This window comes from Actinokineospora terrae (genome assembly GCF_900111175.1).
GTDB lineage: Bacteria > Actinomycetota > Actinomycetes > Mycobacteriales > Pseudonocardiaceae > Actinokineospora > Actinokineospora terrae.
Map to the genome: position 1 here is coordinate 1 of NZ_FOGI01000016.1, position 17,622 is coordinate 17,622.

A 17,622-nucleotide genomic window follows, 5' to 3' on the forward strand; every position below is an offset into this window, starting at 1 on the left:
TTCCCTCGCGGTCGGCCTACCACGAGGGAGTCCTCATGGACCTCGACGGGGTTACCACGTTCCACATGCGCAAGAAACGGTCGGGGTGGGTGCCCCCTGGACCGCGGGGCGGTGATGTCCACCCGGTCAACCCTTGCTCCATGACCGGCACCTGCCGCTTCTCAACGGCCAGCCCTATACCCCGCCTGATATCTCCCACCGGCGAGGGTCCACCTAACGCGGCATCACTGAGGGTTCACTGCATTCACCCGTCCGACCTTCCCCTCGCCCGTAGCTCCCGGATGGAACAGGAACCCTTCGGCTTCCATTCGAGCTTCGCACCCTGCCGTTACCAGCAACGCACGTCGAAAGCGGGGACAGCTTGTTGGACACAAAGCCGGGACTACACCTCCGACATAATCAGACCTCCATATCGGTGCATCCACTTGACGCATGCGACATCGTGTCGCAAGCAAGGAGCGTGGTTGACTATCACCTGCCCGTGCCTTGCTCCTGTTTCGATCATCATAGCCACCGCCTTCATCTCCACGTGGTTGAAGAGTGTCCTGCTCCTGCGCAGTTTGAGCTCCGCCACCCGCCGCGCAACCGCGATGGCCCACGGGTCGGTCCGAATCGCGGTGATCGCACCGAAGTCCCGGCCATCGAGTTGGATGTAGCCGACTATCGGCATCCCCGCCCCCGCTCGGACGCGCCGCGGGAGGGCCTCCTCGTACGGCATCACTTCTTCGGGATAGCGATCGCCGTGGCTGTTCTGCACCCAGGGCGGTGGGCGTGTGGTGCTTGAACGTGCCTCGGTCGCCTGCTCGGTGTGGTGGGCGATGGCCGCGTTGATGGCCGCTTCCACCTGTGCGACACAGGCCAGCAGGGCGTCGATTTGCCATCGGGTTGCTTCGAGGGCGCCCATCACCGGTGCGTACCGGGCGGTGTGGCCCAGGATGTAGCCGGTGACTTGTTCGGTCTCGGTGACCCACTCGGCGGGTGGGGTGAGGTTGTGGCGGGCGGTGTTGAGGCGTTCTCGGGTTGTGCGCAGCCGTTTGATGTTGTCGGGGATCGACACTTCGGCAGGTTAGGGAGAGCCGCACTGCCCGGGAGGGGAATCCGGCCAGGATCGCTCGGACGGACCATCTCGTTGCTGGGGTGTCATCTCAGCAGAAATAGGGTTCTAGCTGCGTATGTGTGCTCAGTAGACCCAGTCAGACACCATTGTTGATCACAGGTTAAATCGGTGTTATCTCGACCACTTCCGCTCGGGCGGAGGTTGTTGTTGATATTCACTTCCTGGACATTTCTGCTCTGTCGCCACACCTGGCGGCGTTCGAGCCGACCTGGGGGTCAGGTGTTTCGTCGTCAGTCGACGGCGCGTTCGCGCGCGCTTGTTCGGGGTGGGGCAGCCGCGTTGTCGGTGGCCTCGCTGTCCGCTGTGATCGTTGTCGCGGTGTCCGGTGGGCCGGATGTCGTTGTGGGGGAGCCGGTGGCGCAGGCGCCGGACGCGGTGGCTGCGATGGCGGCGGCCAAGGTGCAGGGCACGCCGGTCGAGGTGGTCGGTGAGCGGGCGGAGACCCGCACCGTCTACGCGCAGCCGGACGGGCAGTTGCGCGCCGAGTTCAGCGTCGTCCCCACCCGGGTCCGCAGGGGCACCGGCTGGGTCGACCCCGACCCGACCCTGCGCCCCGCGGGTGGCGTCATCCGGCCGGTGGCGACCGTCGCCGACGTGGCCTTCTCGACCGGTGGCGCGGACAAGCCCGTCGTGCGGCTGGGGCGTGGCGACAAGAGCGTCGAGCTGACCTGGCCGGGCGTCCTGCCCACCCCCACCGTCGACGGCGCGACCGCGACCTACGCCGACGTGCTGCCCGGCGTCGACCTGAAGATGACCGCCCAGGTCGACGGGTACGCCCAGCACTTCGTGGTCAAGACCCGCGAGGCCGCCGCCAACCCCGCCCTGGCCCACCTCCGGCTCGGCCTCAAGTCCACCGGCGTGACCCTGCGCGAGGTCGGCATCGGCGGCCTGGAGGGTGTCGACGCCGCGGGCGAGACCGTGTTCGCCTCCGGTGAGTCGTACATGTGGGACGCCAAGCCGCGGGTCGAGACCGACAACCCGGGCCTGGGCAAGGCCCTCGTCGGCGTCGAGGTGGCCGCGGACTCGCTGTCGCTGGTCCCCGACCAGGCGATGCTCACCGCGGCCGACACCGTCTTCCCGGTCATCATCGACCCGACGCTGCGCACGCTGGACCGCTCCGGCTGGACCACCATCTACGACGACGGCACCTCGAGCATGCGCAACGGCACGCACTGGAACGGCTACAACTCCGAGCCGGACACCAAGCCGTGGATCCCGAACCCGTCGGCGCGGGTCGGCAAGGCCTACCAGCAGAAGCTGGTGACCCGGTCGTACTTCCAGTTCGACACCGCGTTCATCGGCTCCGCGCCGGTGAGCCTGGTCCAGTTCACCAGCGCCTCCGCCTACGGCCCCGACTGCGGCACCGCCAGCCACGACCTGTGGGTCACCTGGGCGCAGATCACCCCGAGCACCAGCTGGAGCAGCCAGCCGCCGCTGGGGTTCAAGGTCGGCAACGCCGCGGTCGGGTCGCAGCGCGAACCCGGCTGCGCGGGGCGCAAGGGCGTCGAGTGGCGCCGCGACGTGCGGGTCAACGAGGTCTACAACGGCGCGGGCCCGACCGCGTACATGATGCAGGCGGTCAGCGAGACCGACGACCTGGCGTGGCGCAAGTACGACCCGACCATGACCAAGCTGGCGATCACCTACAACAACCCGCCGAACGCGCCGACCGGTCTGCGCACCGACCCGCCGATGACCGCGTGCGCGCTGTGCGGCACCACCCCGTACGTCGGCGGCACCGAGGCGTACCTGATCGCGAACTTCTCCGACCCCGACGGTGACAGCGTGTCCCCGCAGTGGCACGCCCGCTTCGACGGTGCCCTGGTGCAGTACAACGGCAACCCGTTGGTGGCCTCCGGCGGTGCGGCCAGTTACCGCATCCCGTTCGCCGGTCGTCACGGCCAGTCCGTGTACTGGTCGGCTGGCGCGGCGGACTCCGCGGGCTCGGTCGGGGCGCACGCCCCAGGCCCGCAGACGTTCTACATCGACACCGTCGCGCCGAACAAGGCGCCGCTCATCGACGCCACCCTCTACCCGGCCGACAACCGCTGGCACGGTGGCGCGGGCGTCGCGGGCACCTTCACCTTCAGCTCGAACGGCGTCTCCGACACCTTCGGCGGGACCGCGGTCAACGACGTCGCGGGCTACCGCTACGGCTGGACCGACCCGGCGGACCAGTTCGTCGCCGCCCCGGCCCTCGGTGGTTCCGCGACCGTGCGGTTGACGCCGCCCGGTGACGGTCCCCGCGACCTGTTCGTGCAGAGCGTGGACCGCGCGGGCAACCGGTCCCCGGTCACCGTCCACCACTTCTACGTCCGCTCCGGCACCGGTCCGCTCGCGCAGTGGTCCTTGGAGGGCAACTTCAAGGACACCGCCTACCTGGGCTCCCGGGACGCGCGGTCCAGCTCGGTGCAGGACGTCACCTACATCCAGGGCGCGATCGGCCTGGCGCACTCCATCCAGGGCGGGCTCAACCTGACCGCCCCGAACGCCGTGCGCACGGACGAGAGCTTCACCTTCGCCACCTGGGCGCGCGTCGACGGCTACCCCAAGGTCGCCAGTGCCGTGCTGAGCCAGTCCGGTTCCCAGCAGACCGGCGCCGCGCTCTGGTACAAGCCGAACGACCCGGCGCAGCCCACCCTCGGCGGCAAGTGGGTGTTCGGGGCCGCGGTCTCCGACAGCAGCACCGAGCTCAAGGGTGTCGAGGCGGCTGTCCCGGTGCAAGCGAAGACCTGGACGCACCTGGCAGGCGTGTACGACGCCACCGCGGGCAAGCTGCGCATCTACGTCAACGGCGACCTGGCCGGTGAGACCGCCGTGCCCTACACCCCGTGGAACACGACCGGCGACTTCCTGATGGGCGCGATGCGCTCGGCGGGCAAGGTGGTCGCGGGCAGCACCCGGTTCGACGAGGTCCAGGTCTACGACCGCGCGGTCGGCGAGAACGAGATCAAGAGCGCCGTGGTGCGCGACAACGTCACCTCCGGGCACTGGAAGTTCGACGACGAGAGCACCGCAAACGCGGTGACCACCGGCGATGAGTTGATCCCGCGCCAGGGCTACAACGCGGGCAACGTTCCCAAGGTGGCCTACGAGCCAGGCGCCGTCGGTGACAGCCTCGTGCTCACCGGTGTCGACATCGCCGCCGAGGCCTACGCGCCGCAGGTCCGCACCGACAGCAACTACACCGTCGCGGCGTGGGTCAAGCTGGCCAGGCTGCCCGAGGGCGACGCGGCCATGACGGTGTTGAGCCAGACCGGGCTGACCGGCTCCAGCGGCGTCATCGTGGGTGTGCGCGGGATGAACCGCAACGGGACGTGGGTCCCGGAGTGGAACGTCAAGACCACCGAGAAGGACACCCAGGCCACCTCCGCCTACGCCTACGACAGCACCCCGGTCAAGGCGGGCGAGTGGACGCACGTGGCCGCGGTGCAGGACGCGGTCAACCGCAAGGTCCGGCTCTACGTCAACGGTGAGCTGGCCTCTGAGTCGAGCATCGACAAGCCGCTGTGGTTCGCCGACGGCAGGTTCGAGGTCGGCCGCGCCAAGTGGGGCACCGCGTGGGTGGACTACCTCGCCGGTTCCGTCGACGAGGTCCGCGCCTACACCCGGGCGCTGGGCGCCAACGAGGTCCGCGGCATCGTCGCGGGCGACAACGTGCGGCTGGCGTCCTACAAGTTCGACGGCGACGCCCGCGACGAACTCGACCGCAAGCACGGCACCGCCGTGGGCACCGTCGACTGGACCGCGGGACAGAGCCAGCAGCCGACCGACTCCGACCTGGCCGTGCGCCTGGACGGGACCGGCGCGGTGGAGGTGCCCAACCTGGTCGACGCCACGCGCAGCTTCTCGGTGGCCGTGTGGGCCAAGCTGGACCGCGTCGGCGGCAACCCGTCCGTGGTCTCGCAGGACGGCACCACCGCCAGCGCGTTCCAGGTGCAGGCCACCTGGGACGGCCGGTGGGCGTTCGTGATGCACGGTGCCGACGCCGCGGGTGGTGGTCCTCGCCAGGACCGCGCCTACGGACCCGCGATCCAGGTGGGCGTGTGGACGCACCTGGCCGCGGTCTACGACGCCGACGCCAAGCTGGTGCAGCTCTACGTCAACGGCGAGCTCGCCGGTTCCGCGGCGCACCCGCAGACGTGGACCAACCCGGCGGGCAAGTTCACCATCGGCCGGTCGAAGTTCAACGGGAACCTGACCGACTACTTCCCCGGCGCCATCGACGACGTGGCCGTCTACTCGCGGTCGCTGTTCTCCGACGAGGTGCGGGCCATGGCCGGGCGGGACACCTCGCTCGTGCACCACTACCGCCTCGACGAGCCGTCCGGTGCCGTGGCGGCCGACTCGGTGGGGTCCTTCCCCGCGACCATGACCGGCGGGATCGGGCACGTGCCCGGCCGGGTCGGCAACGCGGCCGCCTTCGACGGCACCGACGACATCGCCACCACGCCGAAACTGGCGCTCGCCACCGACAAGAGCTTCACCGTGTCCAGCTGGCTCAAGATCGACAAGCCCGCCAACGCCACCGAGTGCGCCGCGAGCTTCTGCATGTGGACCGCGGTGAGCCAGGACGACACCGCGAAGAGCAAGTTCCGGCTCGGCCTGGTCATCGACGGGCAGAACCCGGACGGCCGCTGGACCTTCGAGATGCCGGAGTACTCCGGCGAGACCGAGGTGACCAAGGCGTCGGTGTCCGCGGCCTCGGCCGACTTCGGCACCTGGGTCCACCTCGTCGGCACCTACGACTCGGTGTCGAAGAAGACCCGGATCTGGGTCAACGGCGTCCGCGAGGGCGACGGCACCGTCCTGTCGAGCTGGGCCGCCAACGGTGGCCTCGTGCTCGGTCGCGGTCGGTTCGCCGGTGAGCCGTCGGACTTCTGGTCCGGCCAGATCGACGACGTCCGCTTCTACAGCGGTGTCTTCGACAAGGCCCGGGTCGCCTCGCTGTGGCAGAGCTACCCGGCCAACGTCGCGGACAACACCAACGGGACGCTGCCCACGGCCAACGGTGGCGCGTGGCAGATGAACGAGACCGCGGGGACGGCGCTGGTCGACACCAGCGGCAAGAACCAGACGTTGACCGCCTACGGTGACGCGTCGGTCAACGGGTCGAACCTGGTGCTCGGCGGGGTCAGCGGTGCCGCGCACAGCTCGGTGTCGGTGGTGGAGACCAGCCGCAGCTTCTCGGTGTCGGCGTGGGCGAAGGCCGACGGCCCGGGATCGGTGAACCGGACCGTGTTCGGGCAGGACGCGAACCGGACCAGCACCTTCTCCGTGCAGTACCGGGGCGACACCGGCAAGTGGGCGATCGTGGTTCCCAGCACCGACGCGGACAACCCGGCCACGACCGTGGTGTCCGGTGCCGAGACCGCCGCGGTGGGCGAGTGGCAGCACCTGACGCTCACCTACGACGCGCCGAACCGGCAGGTCCGGCTCTACGTCAACGGCCTGCTCGCGGTCGCGCGCACCGGGGTGTCCATCTTGGACGTCGACGGCGCCTTCGCGGTCGGCCGTGCCAAGGTCAACGGCGCGTTCGCCGCGTTCTTCCGCGGTGGCGTGGACGACGTGCGCGTGTTCGGTTCGGCGCTCACCGCGGGCGAGGTCCGCCGGGTGCACGACGACCGTGCTCCCCTCGCACGCGGCGCCTACACCTTCAACGCCAACTCCGGTGCCGACTCCTCCGGGGCGGGCAACGACCTGACGATGACCGGCGCCGTCTACGCCGACGGACCCAAGGGTCGTGCGCTGGTCGGGTACACCGGTCCGGGCGCGGTCGCCGCAGGCCCGCTGGTCAGCACGCGGGACAGCTTCACCGTCTCCGCCTGGGTGCAGCTCAACCGCCGTGACCGCGACGCCACCGCTATCAGCCAGGACGGCAGCAGGACCAGCGGCTTCGCGCTGGGCTACCGGGCAACGGGCGCGAACGACGGGGCCTGGGTCTTCGGCGCCCCGGTCACCGACACGGACGCGGCCCAGTGGGCCGTCGCCCAGTCGGTGATCCCCGCGACGACCGGCAAGTGGACGCACCTCACCGGTGTGTACGACCACGGCCTCGGCCAGTTCCGGATCTACGTCGACGGAACCCTGGCCGGTGTCACGAGCGGCGCCCGCACCTGGGCGGCGACCGGCCCGCTGGCCGTCGCGCGCGGCAAGGTCAACGGCCAGGCGGGCAACACGTTCGTGGGCACGGTCGACGAGGTCCGGGTCGACCAGGGCATGGTGCCCGACACCGAGATCGCGCTGCGCGCGAGCTGATCGACGCCGGGTGGCGCGCTGGGGCAGCGCGCCACCCGGTTTTCGCTGTCATCCAACAGATCGAGGGGATTGCGTAGTGGGTTCCGCGCGGAGAACGGCCCGGCTGATCGCCCGGGTCGCTGTGGTGGCGCTGGGTGCGTCGCTGATCACTGCGGTGGCGGGTCCGTCACCCGCCACGGCGGGATCACCGGGGGTCGGGTTGCCCGACATCCCCTCAGTGGCCGTCACCTCCGGGGGCATGCAGGCGAGGCCGGTCGACCCGGCGACGCAGAACGCGTTGTCCGGCAACCAGAGCACCGCGGGCGGTAGCGCTGACGGTGGTGGCAGCTCGACTGCGACCCCTCTCTCGGCGTCCGCTTCGTGGAACGTGTCGACGCAGACCGGCGACTTCGCGTGGTCCTACCCGATGCCGGTCCCCCAGGTGCCGGGTGGGCTGACGCCGAGCCTGAGCCTGTCCTACCGATCGTCCGCTGTGGACGGTCTGACCTCGGCGACGAACAACCAGGCGTCCTGGGTCGGCGACGGGTGGAACCTCGGCGTCGGGTTCATCCAGCGCGCCTACGGCCCCTGCTCGGCCGACACCGCGGGCGGCACCACGCCGCCCAAGACCGGTGACATGTGCTGGCGCAGCGACAACGCCGTCTCGGCGACCGGCGGTGTGCTGATCAAGGTCGACGAGACGACGTTCCGCTTCCAGCAGGACGACGGCAGCCGGGTGCAGCGGCTCACCGGCGCGGGCAACGGCGACAACAACGGCGAGTACTGGAAGGTGACCTCGCTCGACGGCACCCAGTACTTCTACGGCTCCCGGCCCACCTCGAGCTCCACCTGGACCGTGCCGGTCTACGGCGACGACGCGGGGGAGCCCTGCAACAGCAGCTCCTTCGCCGCGTCGTCGTGCACGCAGGCGTGGCGGTGGAACCTGGACAAGGTCGTCGACCCGCGCGGCAACGCCATCGTCTACACCTACGCGACCGAGACGAACTCCTACGGCCAGAACCTGCAGAACCCGGCCGTGTCCTACATCCGCGGCGGCACCCTGCTCAAGGCCGAGTACGGCCTGCGCGACGACCTCCCCGGCCAGGCCCTCGGCGTGGTCGACTTCGTCACCGCCGACCGCTGCGTGCGCGGCAGCACCTGCACCGCCGCCCAGCCCGCGAACTGGCCGGACGTGCCGTGGACCGACAAGTGCGACACCGCCACGTGCGCGGGCAAGCACGCGCCGACCTTCTGGTCCACCAAGATGCTGACCAAGGTCATCGCCCGCGCCTGGAACGGCACCGCCCTGGTCGACGTCGACTCCTGGGCACTGGACCAGCAGTTCCCGACGACCGGCGACGGTGAGCGCCCCGCACTCTGGCTGCGCAGCGTCCAGCACACCGGCCACGCCGCCGCCGCCACGGGCGCCGCGGCGATCACCCTGCCGCCGGTGGTGTTCGAAGGCAGGCCGATGGCCAACCGCGTCGACACCGTCTCCGGCATGGGCCCGCTGATGCGCTACCGCGTCACCGCCGTCGTCGCCGAGTCCGGCGGCGTCACCGAGATCGCCTACGCCGCACCGAACTGCGTCCCCGGCACCTCGATGCCCACCAGCCCCGAGACGAACACCCTGCGCTGCTTCCCGGCGAAGTGGGCGAAGAAAGACTTCACCGAGCGCACCGACTACTTCCACAAGTACGTCGTCGACACGGTCACCGCCACCGACCGCGTCCTCGCCGGTCAGGTCCTCGCCAACCCGCGCCAGGTGACCCGCTACGAGTACCTCGACGGCGCCGCGTGGCACCGCGACACCTCGGAGTTCACCAAGGACGCCGACAAGACCTGGGACGAGTACCGCGGCTACGCCCGGGTCCGCACCCACAAGGGCACCGCCGACGACGCCAGCCCCATCACCATGACCGAACAACGCTTCTACCGCGGCATGAACGGCGACAAACTCCCCACCGGCACCCGCTCGGCCACGGTGACCGACTCGTCAGGCACCACCCGCGTGGACGAGGACTGGCTGCAGGGCATCGAGTACGAGTCCCAGCAGCACCTCGGCCAGACCGAGACCGTGGTCAGCAAGGCGTTCTCGACGCCCACCTGGCAAGGGCCCACCGCGACCCGCGACAACCTCAAGTCCTACCTGGTCGGTGTCGGGTCGCAGGAAGCGTGGACAGCACTGGGCGCCGGGTGGCGCAAGACCAGGACGGAGTTCGGTTACGACTCCTACGGCCAGGTCACCAAGGTCAGCTCGCTCGGCGACACCCAGGTCGCAGGCGACGAGACCTGCTCGACCACCACCTACGGCTACAACACGGCCAAGTGGCTGATCAGCTACGCCACCAGGGTCGAGACGGTGTCCGTCAGTTGCGGCGCCACCCCGACGTTCCCCGCCGACGCGCTGTCGGACAGCCGGTTCGCCTACGACGGCACTGACTTCGGCGTGGTACCCACGACGGGCAACGTGACCCAGGTACAGGGCCTGCGCGAGCACGCCGCGGGTGCGCCGACGACGTACACCGCCTCCACCGAGGCCACCTACGACCGCTACGGCCGCCCGCTGACCTTCAAGGACCCCAAGGGCGCCCGCTCGACCATCGCCTACACCCCGGCTGATGGTGGACCGGTCACCCAGGTGAAGTCGACCGGTGAGCTCGGCCTGTCCAGCACCACCACGTTCCACCCGGTCCGCGGCCTGATCACCAAGACGGTCGGCGCCCGGTCGGAGATCACCGAGACCGACTTCGACGCACTCGGTCGCACGACGCAGGTCTGGTTGCCCAACCGCCCGCGCGCCCGCAACGGCGCCTCGGTGAAGTACGCCTACACCGTCCGCAACGACGGTCCGTCGGCGGTGACGACGTCCGCGATCGCACCGAGCGGCCTCTACAACGTCAGCACCTCCATCCTCGACGGCCTCTACCGGGAGCGGCAGCACCAGGTGCCCACCGACGGCGGCAGGTTGCTGACCGACACCCGCTACGACTCGCAGGGGCGCGTGTACAAGCGGACCCAGCCCTACTTCAACTCGAGCGCGGTCGACACGACGCTGTCCGTCGGGTCCGATGTGGACATCCCGGGGCTGACCTTCACCGAGTTCGACGGCGCCGGTCGCGAGGTCGCCTCGATCTACAAGTCGGGCAGCACCGAGCGGTGGCGCACGACCACGGCCTACGAGGGCGACCGGGTGCACGTCACCCCGCCGCAGGGCGCCACGCCGACCACCACCGTCATGGACGCGCTCGGCCGCACCACCGAGTCCCGCCAGTACCGGGGGACGACGCCGACCGGGGCCTACGACGCGACCACCTACACCTACGGCAAGAACGGCCTGCTGGCCACGACGCGCAACCCGGCGGGCACCGAGTGGCGGTGGTTCTACGACGCGCGCGGGAACGTGATCCGCAAGGAAGACCCGGACTCGGGCACGACGACCACCGTGTTCAACGCCGTCAACCAGGTCGAGTCGACGACTGACGGCCGCAACCAGACCCTCGCCTACAAGTACGACCTGCTCGGGCGCACGACCGAGGTCCGGCAGGGTTCGCTGACGGGCGCGCTGCGCCAGCAGTTCACCTACGACACCGCGGTCAACGGCAAGGGCATGCCCGCCGCCGCTACCCGGTTCGTCGACGGCAACGCCTACACCACGCAGGTGGACTCCTACACCACGATGGGCCAGATCTCGAAGGCGTCCGTCGTCGTCCCCGCCAGTGAGGGGCCTTTGCAGGGCACCTACACCAGTGACTACGGCTACACCTTCGACGGTCAGGTCGCCAGCGAGACGATGCCCGCGGTGACCGCGGCCAACGTCGCGCGCGAATCCGTGGTGAACAACTTCGACGCGCTCGGCAGGGCGAGCTTCTCCAACGCCGGTGTGGACGACATCGTCTCCTCGACGCTGTACACCAAGTACGGCGAGGAGCAGCGGGTCGAGATCGGGGACCCGGCGCTGCACAACCGGGCGTGGATCACCTCGATCTACGAGAGCGACACCCGCAGGCTGCGGCGCTCCATCGTCGACACCGAGACCGCGGGTCCGTCGCAGGCCGACGTCAACTACACCAGGGACGCCGCGGGCAACATCCTGTCGATCACCGACCAGCCGCAGGGTGGGACGGTCGACCGGCAGTGCTTCCGCTACGACCACCTCCAGCGGCTCACCGAGGCGTGGACGCCGAACGCCGACTGCGCGCAGAACCCCAGCGCGAGCGCGCTGACCGGACCGGCGCCGTACTGGAACTCCTACACCTACGACCTGTCCGGCAACCGCACCAAGGAGATCGGCCACACCGCGGCGGGCGACACGACGCGCACCTACAACTACACCGACCCGACCAAACCGCACCGGTTGGACACGGTGGCGGTGTCGACCCCGGCGGGCGCGACGTCCACCGACTCGTTCCGCTACGACGCCGTCGGCAACACCACCGGTCGTACGGCCGGTGGGCGCGACCAGACCCTCGACTGGGACGTCGAGGGCAAGCTCGCCAAGGTCACCGAGGGCCCGAAGGTCAGCACCACCATCTACACCACCGGTGGCGTCCGGCTGCTCCGCAAGGACGCCGACTCGACCACCCTCTACCTGGGCGACCAGGAGGTCCGGCTGGCCGCGGGCTCGATGACCCCGACGGTCACCCGGTACTACCGCCACAACGGCACCGTCGTCGCGATGCGGCAGGGCGGCAAGCTCACCTGGCTGGCGGGCGACCACCAGGGCAGCGCCTCGATCGCGGTCGACTCCTCGTCGATGACCGTGTCCAAGCGGTGGCAGTCGCCCTTCGGCGGCTCGCGCGGAACGGCCGTGCCCGCGCTGGCCGGGGAACGCGGTTTCGTCGGTGGGACCAACGACCCGAGCGGTCTCGTCCACATCGGCGCCCGCGAGTACGACTCGGCGAACGGCAGGTTCATCAGCGTCGACCCGCTGCTGGACCTGACCGACCCCGTGTCGTGGACCGGCTACGCCTACGCGAGCAACTCGCCGGTCACCGCGTCGGACCCGAGCGGTCTCATCGCCGACTACGACAACCCCGGCCAGGAGATCCGCTACGGCGGCAAGCCGAACGTCACCGGTGTGGTCATGAGCGGCGGACCGAAGCTGACCTTCGTCAACTCCGTCAACCCGCTGGCGAACTCGGGACACGGTCCCTACAAGCGCGGCCTCTACCACAACTTCAACACCAAGAGCTGGGAGTCGTACGACGTCCGCATCGACATCTACTCGGTCGAGGGAAACTGCAACGCCATCCCGGGCGGGGTGGGGCCGGTGCTGGACTGCACCGGGCAGTACATCGGGATCCCGCGCTCGCAGCTGCACGAGATCTTCCCCTGCGGCTCGCCCGCCGTGCCGCGGTGCCCTGACTCGTTCAGCCAGGCACCGAAGGCGCCCGAACCGCTCACCGTGAAGGACGTCCTCGAGTTCTTCGTGGGCGACTACGTGGAGTGCGGGAAGAACTTCGGGTTCACCTCGGCGTGCGGCATGGCGCTGCTCAACACCGCCGTGCCCCCGCTCGGCAAGGCGGCGAAGATCGCCAAGGTCGCCGAGGAGGGCATCGAGGTCGGCGTCGACGCAGCCAGGGTGGCGAAGGGGACGAAGGCGGCGAAGGCAGCGGAAGAGGCGGCCGAGTCCACACCGATGCCCAGGAAGTTCAAGGGCCCCAACGGCGAAGACCTCCCCGGCGGTATGGGCCCCGGCGAGCTGTCCGATACCGGAAAGGGCCTGATCTACCACATCCCGCCCGGCACACCTGGTGTTGATCCCAAGGTCTTCTACGTTCGCGTAATGGAACCGGTGACCAAGGGGAAGTACCAGTACCCGAACGGTTACGTCAGCTACCTCAACAAGATGAGGGACCCGATTCACCCCCTCACCGGCAATAGTATTCCCACGTCGCACCCGTACCGGCACATCCCGATCGAGGGAGGATCATGAGGATCCGCGACCTGCTCGTGGGAGCCCAGGCGCGAGCCGTGGGCGGCGTCGAGGACACCTACCTGCTTGAGCAAGACTCGCTGCAGGAGGTCGAGCTGGTAGACGCCTGGCTCGACCTGCCCTGGTCGACCCTCGCCCTGCTCGTGGACCTCCGTGGCGCCCTCCAGCTCGACGAGGGCAGTGCCGGACTGATCCTGCTGTCCGGCGTTCGCAACCTGAATTGGCAATTCCCCGGGGATCGGTGGAACCCGATGCCGCGGCTCATCGTCTCCTCGGCCTTCGAGATCGGGGAGAGGGTCACCGCGAGCCTCGGGATGATCTCGGGCGGTGGCGACATCGAGCTCCAGGCCCAGCGGTGCTCGTTCTGGACCGGCGACATCCCCGGCCTGCCCGAGGTGCGCCCGCCGTACGGGGAGGCGTCCCGGCAGGAGATCGACCGAGATACCCCGGCGTGGGACTCCGAGTTCGTCCCGCTGCGGTGGGCCGAGGTGGTCGGCAAGTCCTGACCCACGTGGGGATCGGCCCGCTGCGATCGCGGCGGGCCGATCCCCACGGTGGGTTCACGGTCTGGTCGCGATCAGCCCCAGCCCAGGTCGTGGAGGCGGGCGTCGTCTATGCCGAAGTGGTGGGCTATTTCGTGGACCACCGTGATGGCGACTTCCTCCACCACGTCCTCGTCCGTCTGGCAGATGTCGAGAATGGCCGAGCGGTAGATGAAAATGCGGTCCGGTAATTCGCCGCCGTATTGTGAGGTGCGTTCGGTCAGGGCTACACCGTGGTAGAGCCCCAGCAAGGTCGGGTCGCCGGGGTCGCGGTCTTCGACCAGGACCACCACGTTGTCCATGGCCCGGGCCAGCTCGCGCGGGATCTCGTCGAGCGCCTCGGCCACCAGCTCCTCGAAGCGCTCCCGGGACATCTCCACCGTCAGCCGCCGGGTGTCGAGGTGGGTGCGGGTGCGGTGCCGGGAGTCCCGCGGACGCTGTTGGTCACCGGGGCCAGGCCGGAGCCGTCGGGGAGCTTGGCGCCCACCTTGCAGTCGACCTTGCGCGAGCCCGCGTCCCAGCTCTCCTGCTGGAGGGTGTCCGGGTACGGGGTCAGGCCCTTCGCGGCGAGGTCCGCGCCGCCCGTGTACTCGGCGGTGATGGTGGCGCAGAGTTCGATCGCCCGTTCGCGCTGGACGGTTTCCTGGGGGAACTCGCCCTGGAAGACCGCGCCCAGGTTCACGTTGCCGACGATCTCGTACGCGTGGGCCTTGTCGCACGCGATCGGGTCGCCGATCTTCTGGCCCTCCAGGGCCAGGCAGGTGCCCGGGTCGTGCACATTGGACTGGTCCTGGCGCGCGGCGGAACCGGTGACCGGCATCAGGCTGCCCGAAGGTGCCGTGCGCTGCAGGCCGCAGCGGACCTTGCGGTCGCCGTCGAGCCACTTCGCGTCGACGGGCTTGAGCGCGTTGATCCGGTACCGGCCGTACGGGTCGAGCTTGCCGCCCAGGTACGACGTGGCGCTGGGGGTGCACTTCTGCTCGGCGATGTCCTGCCAGCGGGTCTGGTCCGGCGGGGGCGCGTCGGCTGGGTACTCCGCCGAGATGTCGACGTTGCTGGTCACCTCGAACAGGTGCGGCTTGGCGCAGTCGACGCGGGCCATGTCGGTGCCGTCCGGGGGTGTCCAGGTGAGACAGCTGCCCGCGGGGGAGTCGAACGCGAGGTCCGCCTCCTCGGCCGCGGTCAGGTCCGCGCCGCCCGCGCCGACCGGCCAGGAGAAGACCATGCTCGTGGTCAGGAGCAGCAGCGAACCGGCGAACGCCCCGCCCATCATGACCCGGGTTTTCGCCGTGTTGTCGTTCGACCGAAACCAACCGCCGCTGCCAGACATCTACTCCATGATGCCGTGTCCCGGCGGGGGACGCGGCCACGGGAGCACAACAGCGGGGGAGAGGTTGCGATCGTGACAAACATCCGACAGCCGCGCCGCTGGTCAGCTAGGGTTCGCGCCGGGAGTGGTTCATGACTGACAACGACAAGCCCTCGGGCGCCGAGCAGCCCACCGACGGGCCTGCCAGCGGCAAGACCAGCGACAACAGCACCGACGTCCCCGCTTACGTCCCGGAGCCACTGCCCGAGGACGAGCCCAAGCGCGGCTCGGTCAGCTACCAGGACGAGACCACCAGGGCCAAGAAACCCTCGGTGGCCGAGCAACGCGCCCGTCGAGACGCGCAGCGCCGCCAGCGCGAGGCGGAGCAGGCGGCGTACGAGGAGGCCGAGCGCAAGCGCAAGAAGCGCAAGCGCATCCTCATCGGCTCCGGGGTCACCGTCGGCGTGGTGGCGCTGGTCGCCGTGGTCTACGCCGCGTCCACACCGGACGAGGTGACCGCGCAGTGCACCACCAGCGACGGCGTCATCGTCGACGACGACTACTGCGACTCGACGTACGCGACCAGCCACGGTGGGTACTCCAGCGGCGGCTTCATCTACATCGGCGGCTCCTCCTACCGCTACAACTACGGTGGCTCCGGCTCGGTCGGCCAGAAGGTCACCGGTGGTAGCTACGTGTCGCCGGGCAGTGACACCACGGTCAAGACCAACTCCGGTAAGACCGTGCAGCGCGGTGGTCTCGGCGTCAGCAGCGGCGGAAAGAGCGGGGGCAGCTGACTTGCGCCGAGAGCGTCACCCGGCCCGCGGCGACTGGCGGGCCAGGATCGAGTCGCAGGGACTGGTGTTCGGCACCCCCGCGCGCTACGGCGGGGGCGGCCTGCGCCCGTACTGGGACGAGTCCGTGCACTACGCCTTCGAGATGGACGAGATCCTCTCCGTCGAGGCGGACGTCGAACTCCTGCACTCCATGTGCCTGGAAGCCGTCGACAACATCGTGCTGACCGAGCGCTACCGCGACTTCGGCATCCCCGAGTGGGTGTGGCCGCACATCGCCGAGTCGTGGAAGCGCCGCGACCCGCACGTGTACGGCCGCTTCGACCTGCGCTACGACGGCTCCGGCCCGGCGCGGCTGCTGGAGTACAACGCCGACACCCCGACCTCCCTGCTCGAGGCCGCCGTCGTGCAGTGGTACTGGAAGACCGACGTGTTCCCCGAGGACGACCAGTGGAACTCCATCCACGAGAAGCTGGTCGAGCGGTGGACCGAGGTCAAGGACCTGCTGCCCTCGCAGGAGGTCCACTTCACCTGGTCCGGGGCCGACCCCAGCGGTGAGGACCACCTGACCACCGCGTACCTGCAGGAGACCGCGGCCGAGGCGGGACTGGACACCGTCGGGCTGGCCATCGAGGACATCGGCTGGGACGCCGACCTCGGCCGGTTCGTCGACCTCGCCGAGTCGACCATGGCCACGGTCTGCAAGCTCTACCCCTGGGAGTGGGTCACCAGCGAGGACTTCGGCAAGCGCGTCGTGGAGTCACTGCCGCGGACCCTGTGGGTCGAGCCGCTGTGGAAGATGCTGCTGTCGAACAAGGCGATCCTCGCGGTGCTGTGGGAGATGTACCCCGGCCACCCGAACCTGCTGCCCGCGTTCCTCGACGAGCCCGGCCTGCTCACCGAGTACGTGCGCAAACCGAAGCTCGGCCGCGAGGGCGCCAACGTGCAGATCGTCGCCACCGGCTACGAGACCCAGACCGGCGGCGTGTACGGGGCCGAGGGTTTCGTCTACCAGGCCTTCGACCCGCTGCCCGAGTTCGACGGGTACCGCCCCGCGCTCGGCGCCTGGATCGTCGGCGACGGCGCCGCAGGCCTGGGCATCCGGGAGACCGCTGGCCTGGTCACCGACGACGGCGCCGCTTTCGTCCCACACCGCATCCCCCAGTAAGACCCATGGAGAACCTCGTGACCACTCAACTCGCCGCGGTGTCGAACATCGCCCTGCCCGCGGGCTTCGGCGCCGACCTCGGCAAGGGCATCGGCGCGATCGCCCTGTACGCGATCATCGGCCTGGTCCTGATGCTGATCGGCTTCTACGCCATCGACTGGACCACGCCGGGCAAGCTGTCCGACCTGGTCCGCACCGGCAAGCCGAACGCGGTGATCGTGACCGCCTCCGGGATGCTCAGCATGGCGCTGATCATCGTGGTGGCGATCTTCTTCTCCGCCAGCGACCTGACCGCGGGCCTGATCACCTCGGTGGTCTACGGCCTGATCGGCATCGTCGTGCAGGTGCTCGCCGTGCGCACCCTCGAATGGGTGACCAAGCTGGACGTCGGCTCCACCATCCAGGACGACAAGTTCGCCCCGGCCAGCGTGGTCGTCGCCGCGGTGCACATCGCGCTCGGCCTGATCGTCGCGGTCGCCATCTCCTAGGGCTCCGCGCACCGGCCGGGATACCGCAG

At 69.6% G+C, this 17,622-nt stretch carries 9 protein-coding genes; 6 read left to right on the top strand and 3 right to left on the bottom strand.

Going from position 1 to position 17,622, the window contains the following annotated elements; genetic code table 11:
- Positions 1-382: 382 nt before the first annotated feature.
- Entirely contained in the window at positions 383-1,057 is a 675-nt protein-coding gene (locus tag BMY07_RS29740) for a DddA-like double-stranded DNA deaminase toxin (protein WP_092785955.1), read from the bottom strand.
- Between the two features lie 363 nt (positions 1,058-1,420).
- On the opposite strand from BMY07_RS29740, the gene BMY07_RS29745 reads away from it, so the two are divergent.
- The 3 genes from BMY07_RS29745 to BMY07_RS29755 all read left to right on the top strand — a co-directional run bounded on the left by BMY07_RS29745 (position 1,421) and on the right by BMY07_RS29755 (position 13,798).
- The gene (locus BMY07_RS29745) at positions 1,421-7,375 is read left to right on the top strand and encodes a LamG domain-containing protein (protein WP_143073711.1); all 5,955 of its coding nucleotides are present in this window, start codon (positions 1,421-1,423) and stop codon (positions 7,373-7,375) included.
- 76 nt (positions 7,376-7,451) lie between these two features.
- Positions 7,452-13,292 (top strand): RHS repeat-associated core domain-containing protein, encoded by a 5,841-nt coding sequence (locus tag BMY07_RS29750; protein ID WP_092785959.1) that lies wholly within the window; start codon positions 7,452-7,454, stop codon positions 13,290-13,292.
- Entirely contained in the window at positions 13,289-13,798 is a 510-nt protein-coding gene (locus tag BMY07_RS29755) for a hypothetical protein (protein ID WP_092785961.1), read from the top strand. Before BMY07_RS29750 ends, BMY07_RS29755 begins: the two co-directional genes overlap by 4 nt.
- A gap of 71 nt (positions 13,799-13,869) precedes the next feature.
- Here the strand turns inward: BMY07_RS29755 and BMY07_RS29760 are convergent, their stop codons facing one another.
- Both BMY07_RS29760 and BMY07_RS29765 read right to left on the bottom strand, forming a co-directional pair.
- A complete protein-coding gene (locus BMY07_RS29760; protein WP_092786216.1) occupies positions 13,870-14,220 on the bottom strand; it encodes a metallopeptidase family protein in 351 nt (116 codons plus the stop codon).
- A complete protein-coding gene (locus BMY07_RS29765) occupies positions 14,217-15,164 on the bottom strand; it encodes a septum formation family protein (protein ID WP_092785963.1) in 948 nt (315 codons plus the stop codon). Before BMY07_RS29765 ends, BMY07_RS29760 begins: the two co-directional genes overlap by 4 nt.
- A 131-nt stretch (positions 15,165-15,295) precedes the next feature.
- On the opposite strand from BMY07_RS29765, the gene BMY07_RS29770 reads away from it, so the two are divergent.
- The 3 genes from BMY07_RS29770 to BMY07_RS29780 are packed head-to-tail and all read left to right on the top strand — an operon-like array spanning position 15,296 to position 17,593.
- The gene (locus BMY07_RS29770) at positions 15,296-15,940 is read left to right on the top strand and encodes a hypothetical protein (RefSeq protein ID WP_342741566.1); all 645 of its coding nucleotides are present in this window, start codon (positions 15,296-15,298) and stop codon (positions 15,938-15,940) included.
- A 1-nt stretch (position 15,941) separates the two neighbouring features.
- Positions 15,942-17,105, top strand: coding sequence for a glutathionylspermidine synthase family protein (locus BMY07_RS29775; protein ID WP_092785965.1), 1,164 nt, complete (start codon positions 15,942-15,944; stop codon positions 17,103-17,105).
- 5 nt (positions 17,106-17,110) lie between these two features.
- The gene (locus tag BMY07_RS29780) at positions 17,111-17,593 is read left to right on the top strand and encodes a DUF350 domain-containing protein (protein ID WP_092785968.1); all 483 of its coding nucleotides are present in this window, start codon (positions 17,111-17,113) and stop codon (positions 17,591-17,593) included.
- Positions 17,594-17,622: the final 29 nt, after the last annotated feature.

Excerpts from the sequence above, each read along its gene's own strand:
- BMY07_RS29755 (WP_092785961.1), top strand. The coding sequence starts at position 13,289 with ATGAGGATCCGCGACCTGCTCGTGGGAGCCCAGGCGCGAGCCGTGGGC.
- BMY07_RS29780 (WP_092785968.1), top strand. The coding sequence starts at position 17,111 with ATGGAGAACCTCGTGACCACTCAACTCGCCGCGGTGTCGAACATCGCC.
- BMY07_RS29770 (WP_342741566.1), top strand. The coding sequence starts at position 15,296 with ATGACTGACAACGACAAGCCCTCGGGCGCCGAGCAGCCCACCGACGGG.
- BMY07_RS29765 (WP_092785963.1), bottom strand. The coding sequence starts at position 15,164 with ATGTCTGGCAGCGGCGGTTGGTTTCGGTCGAACGACAACACGGCGAAA.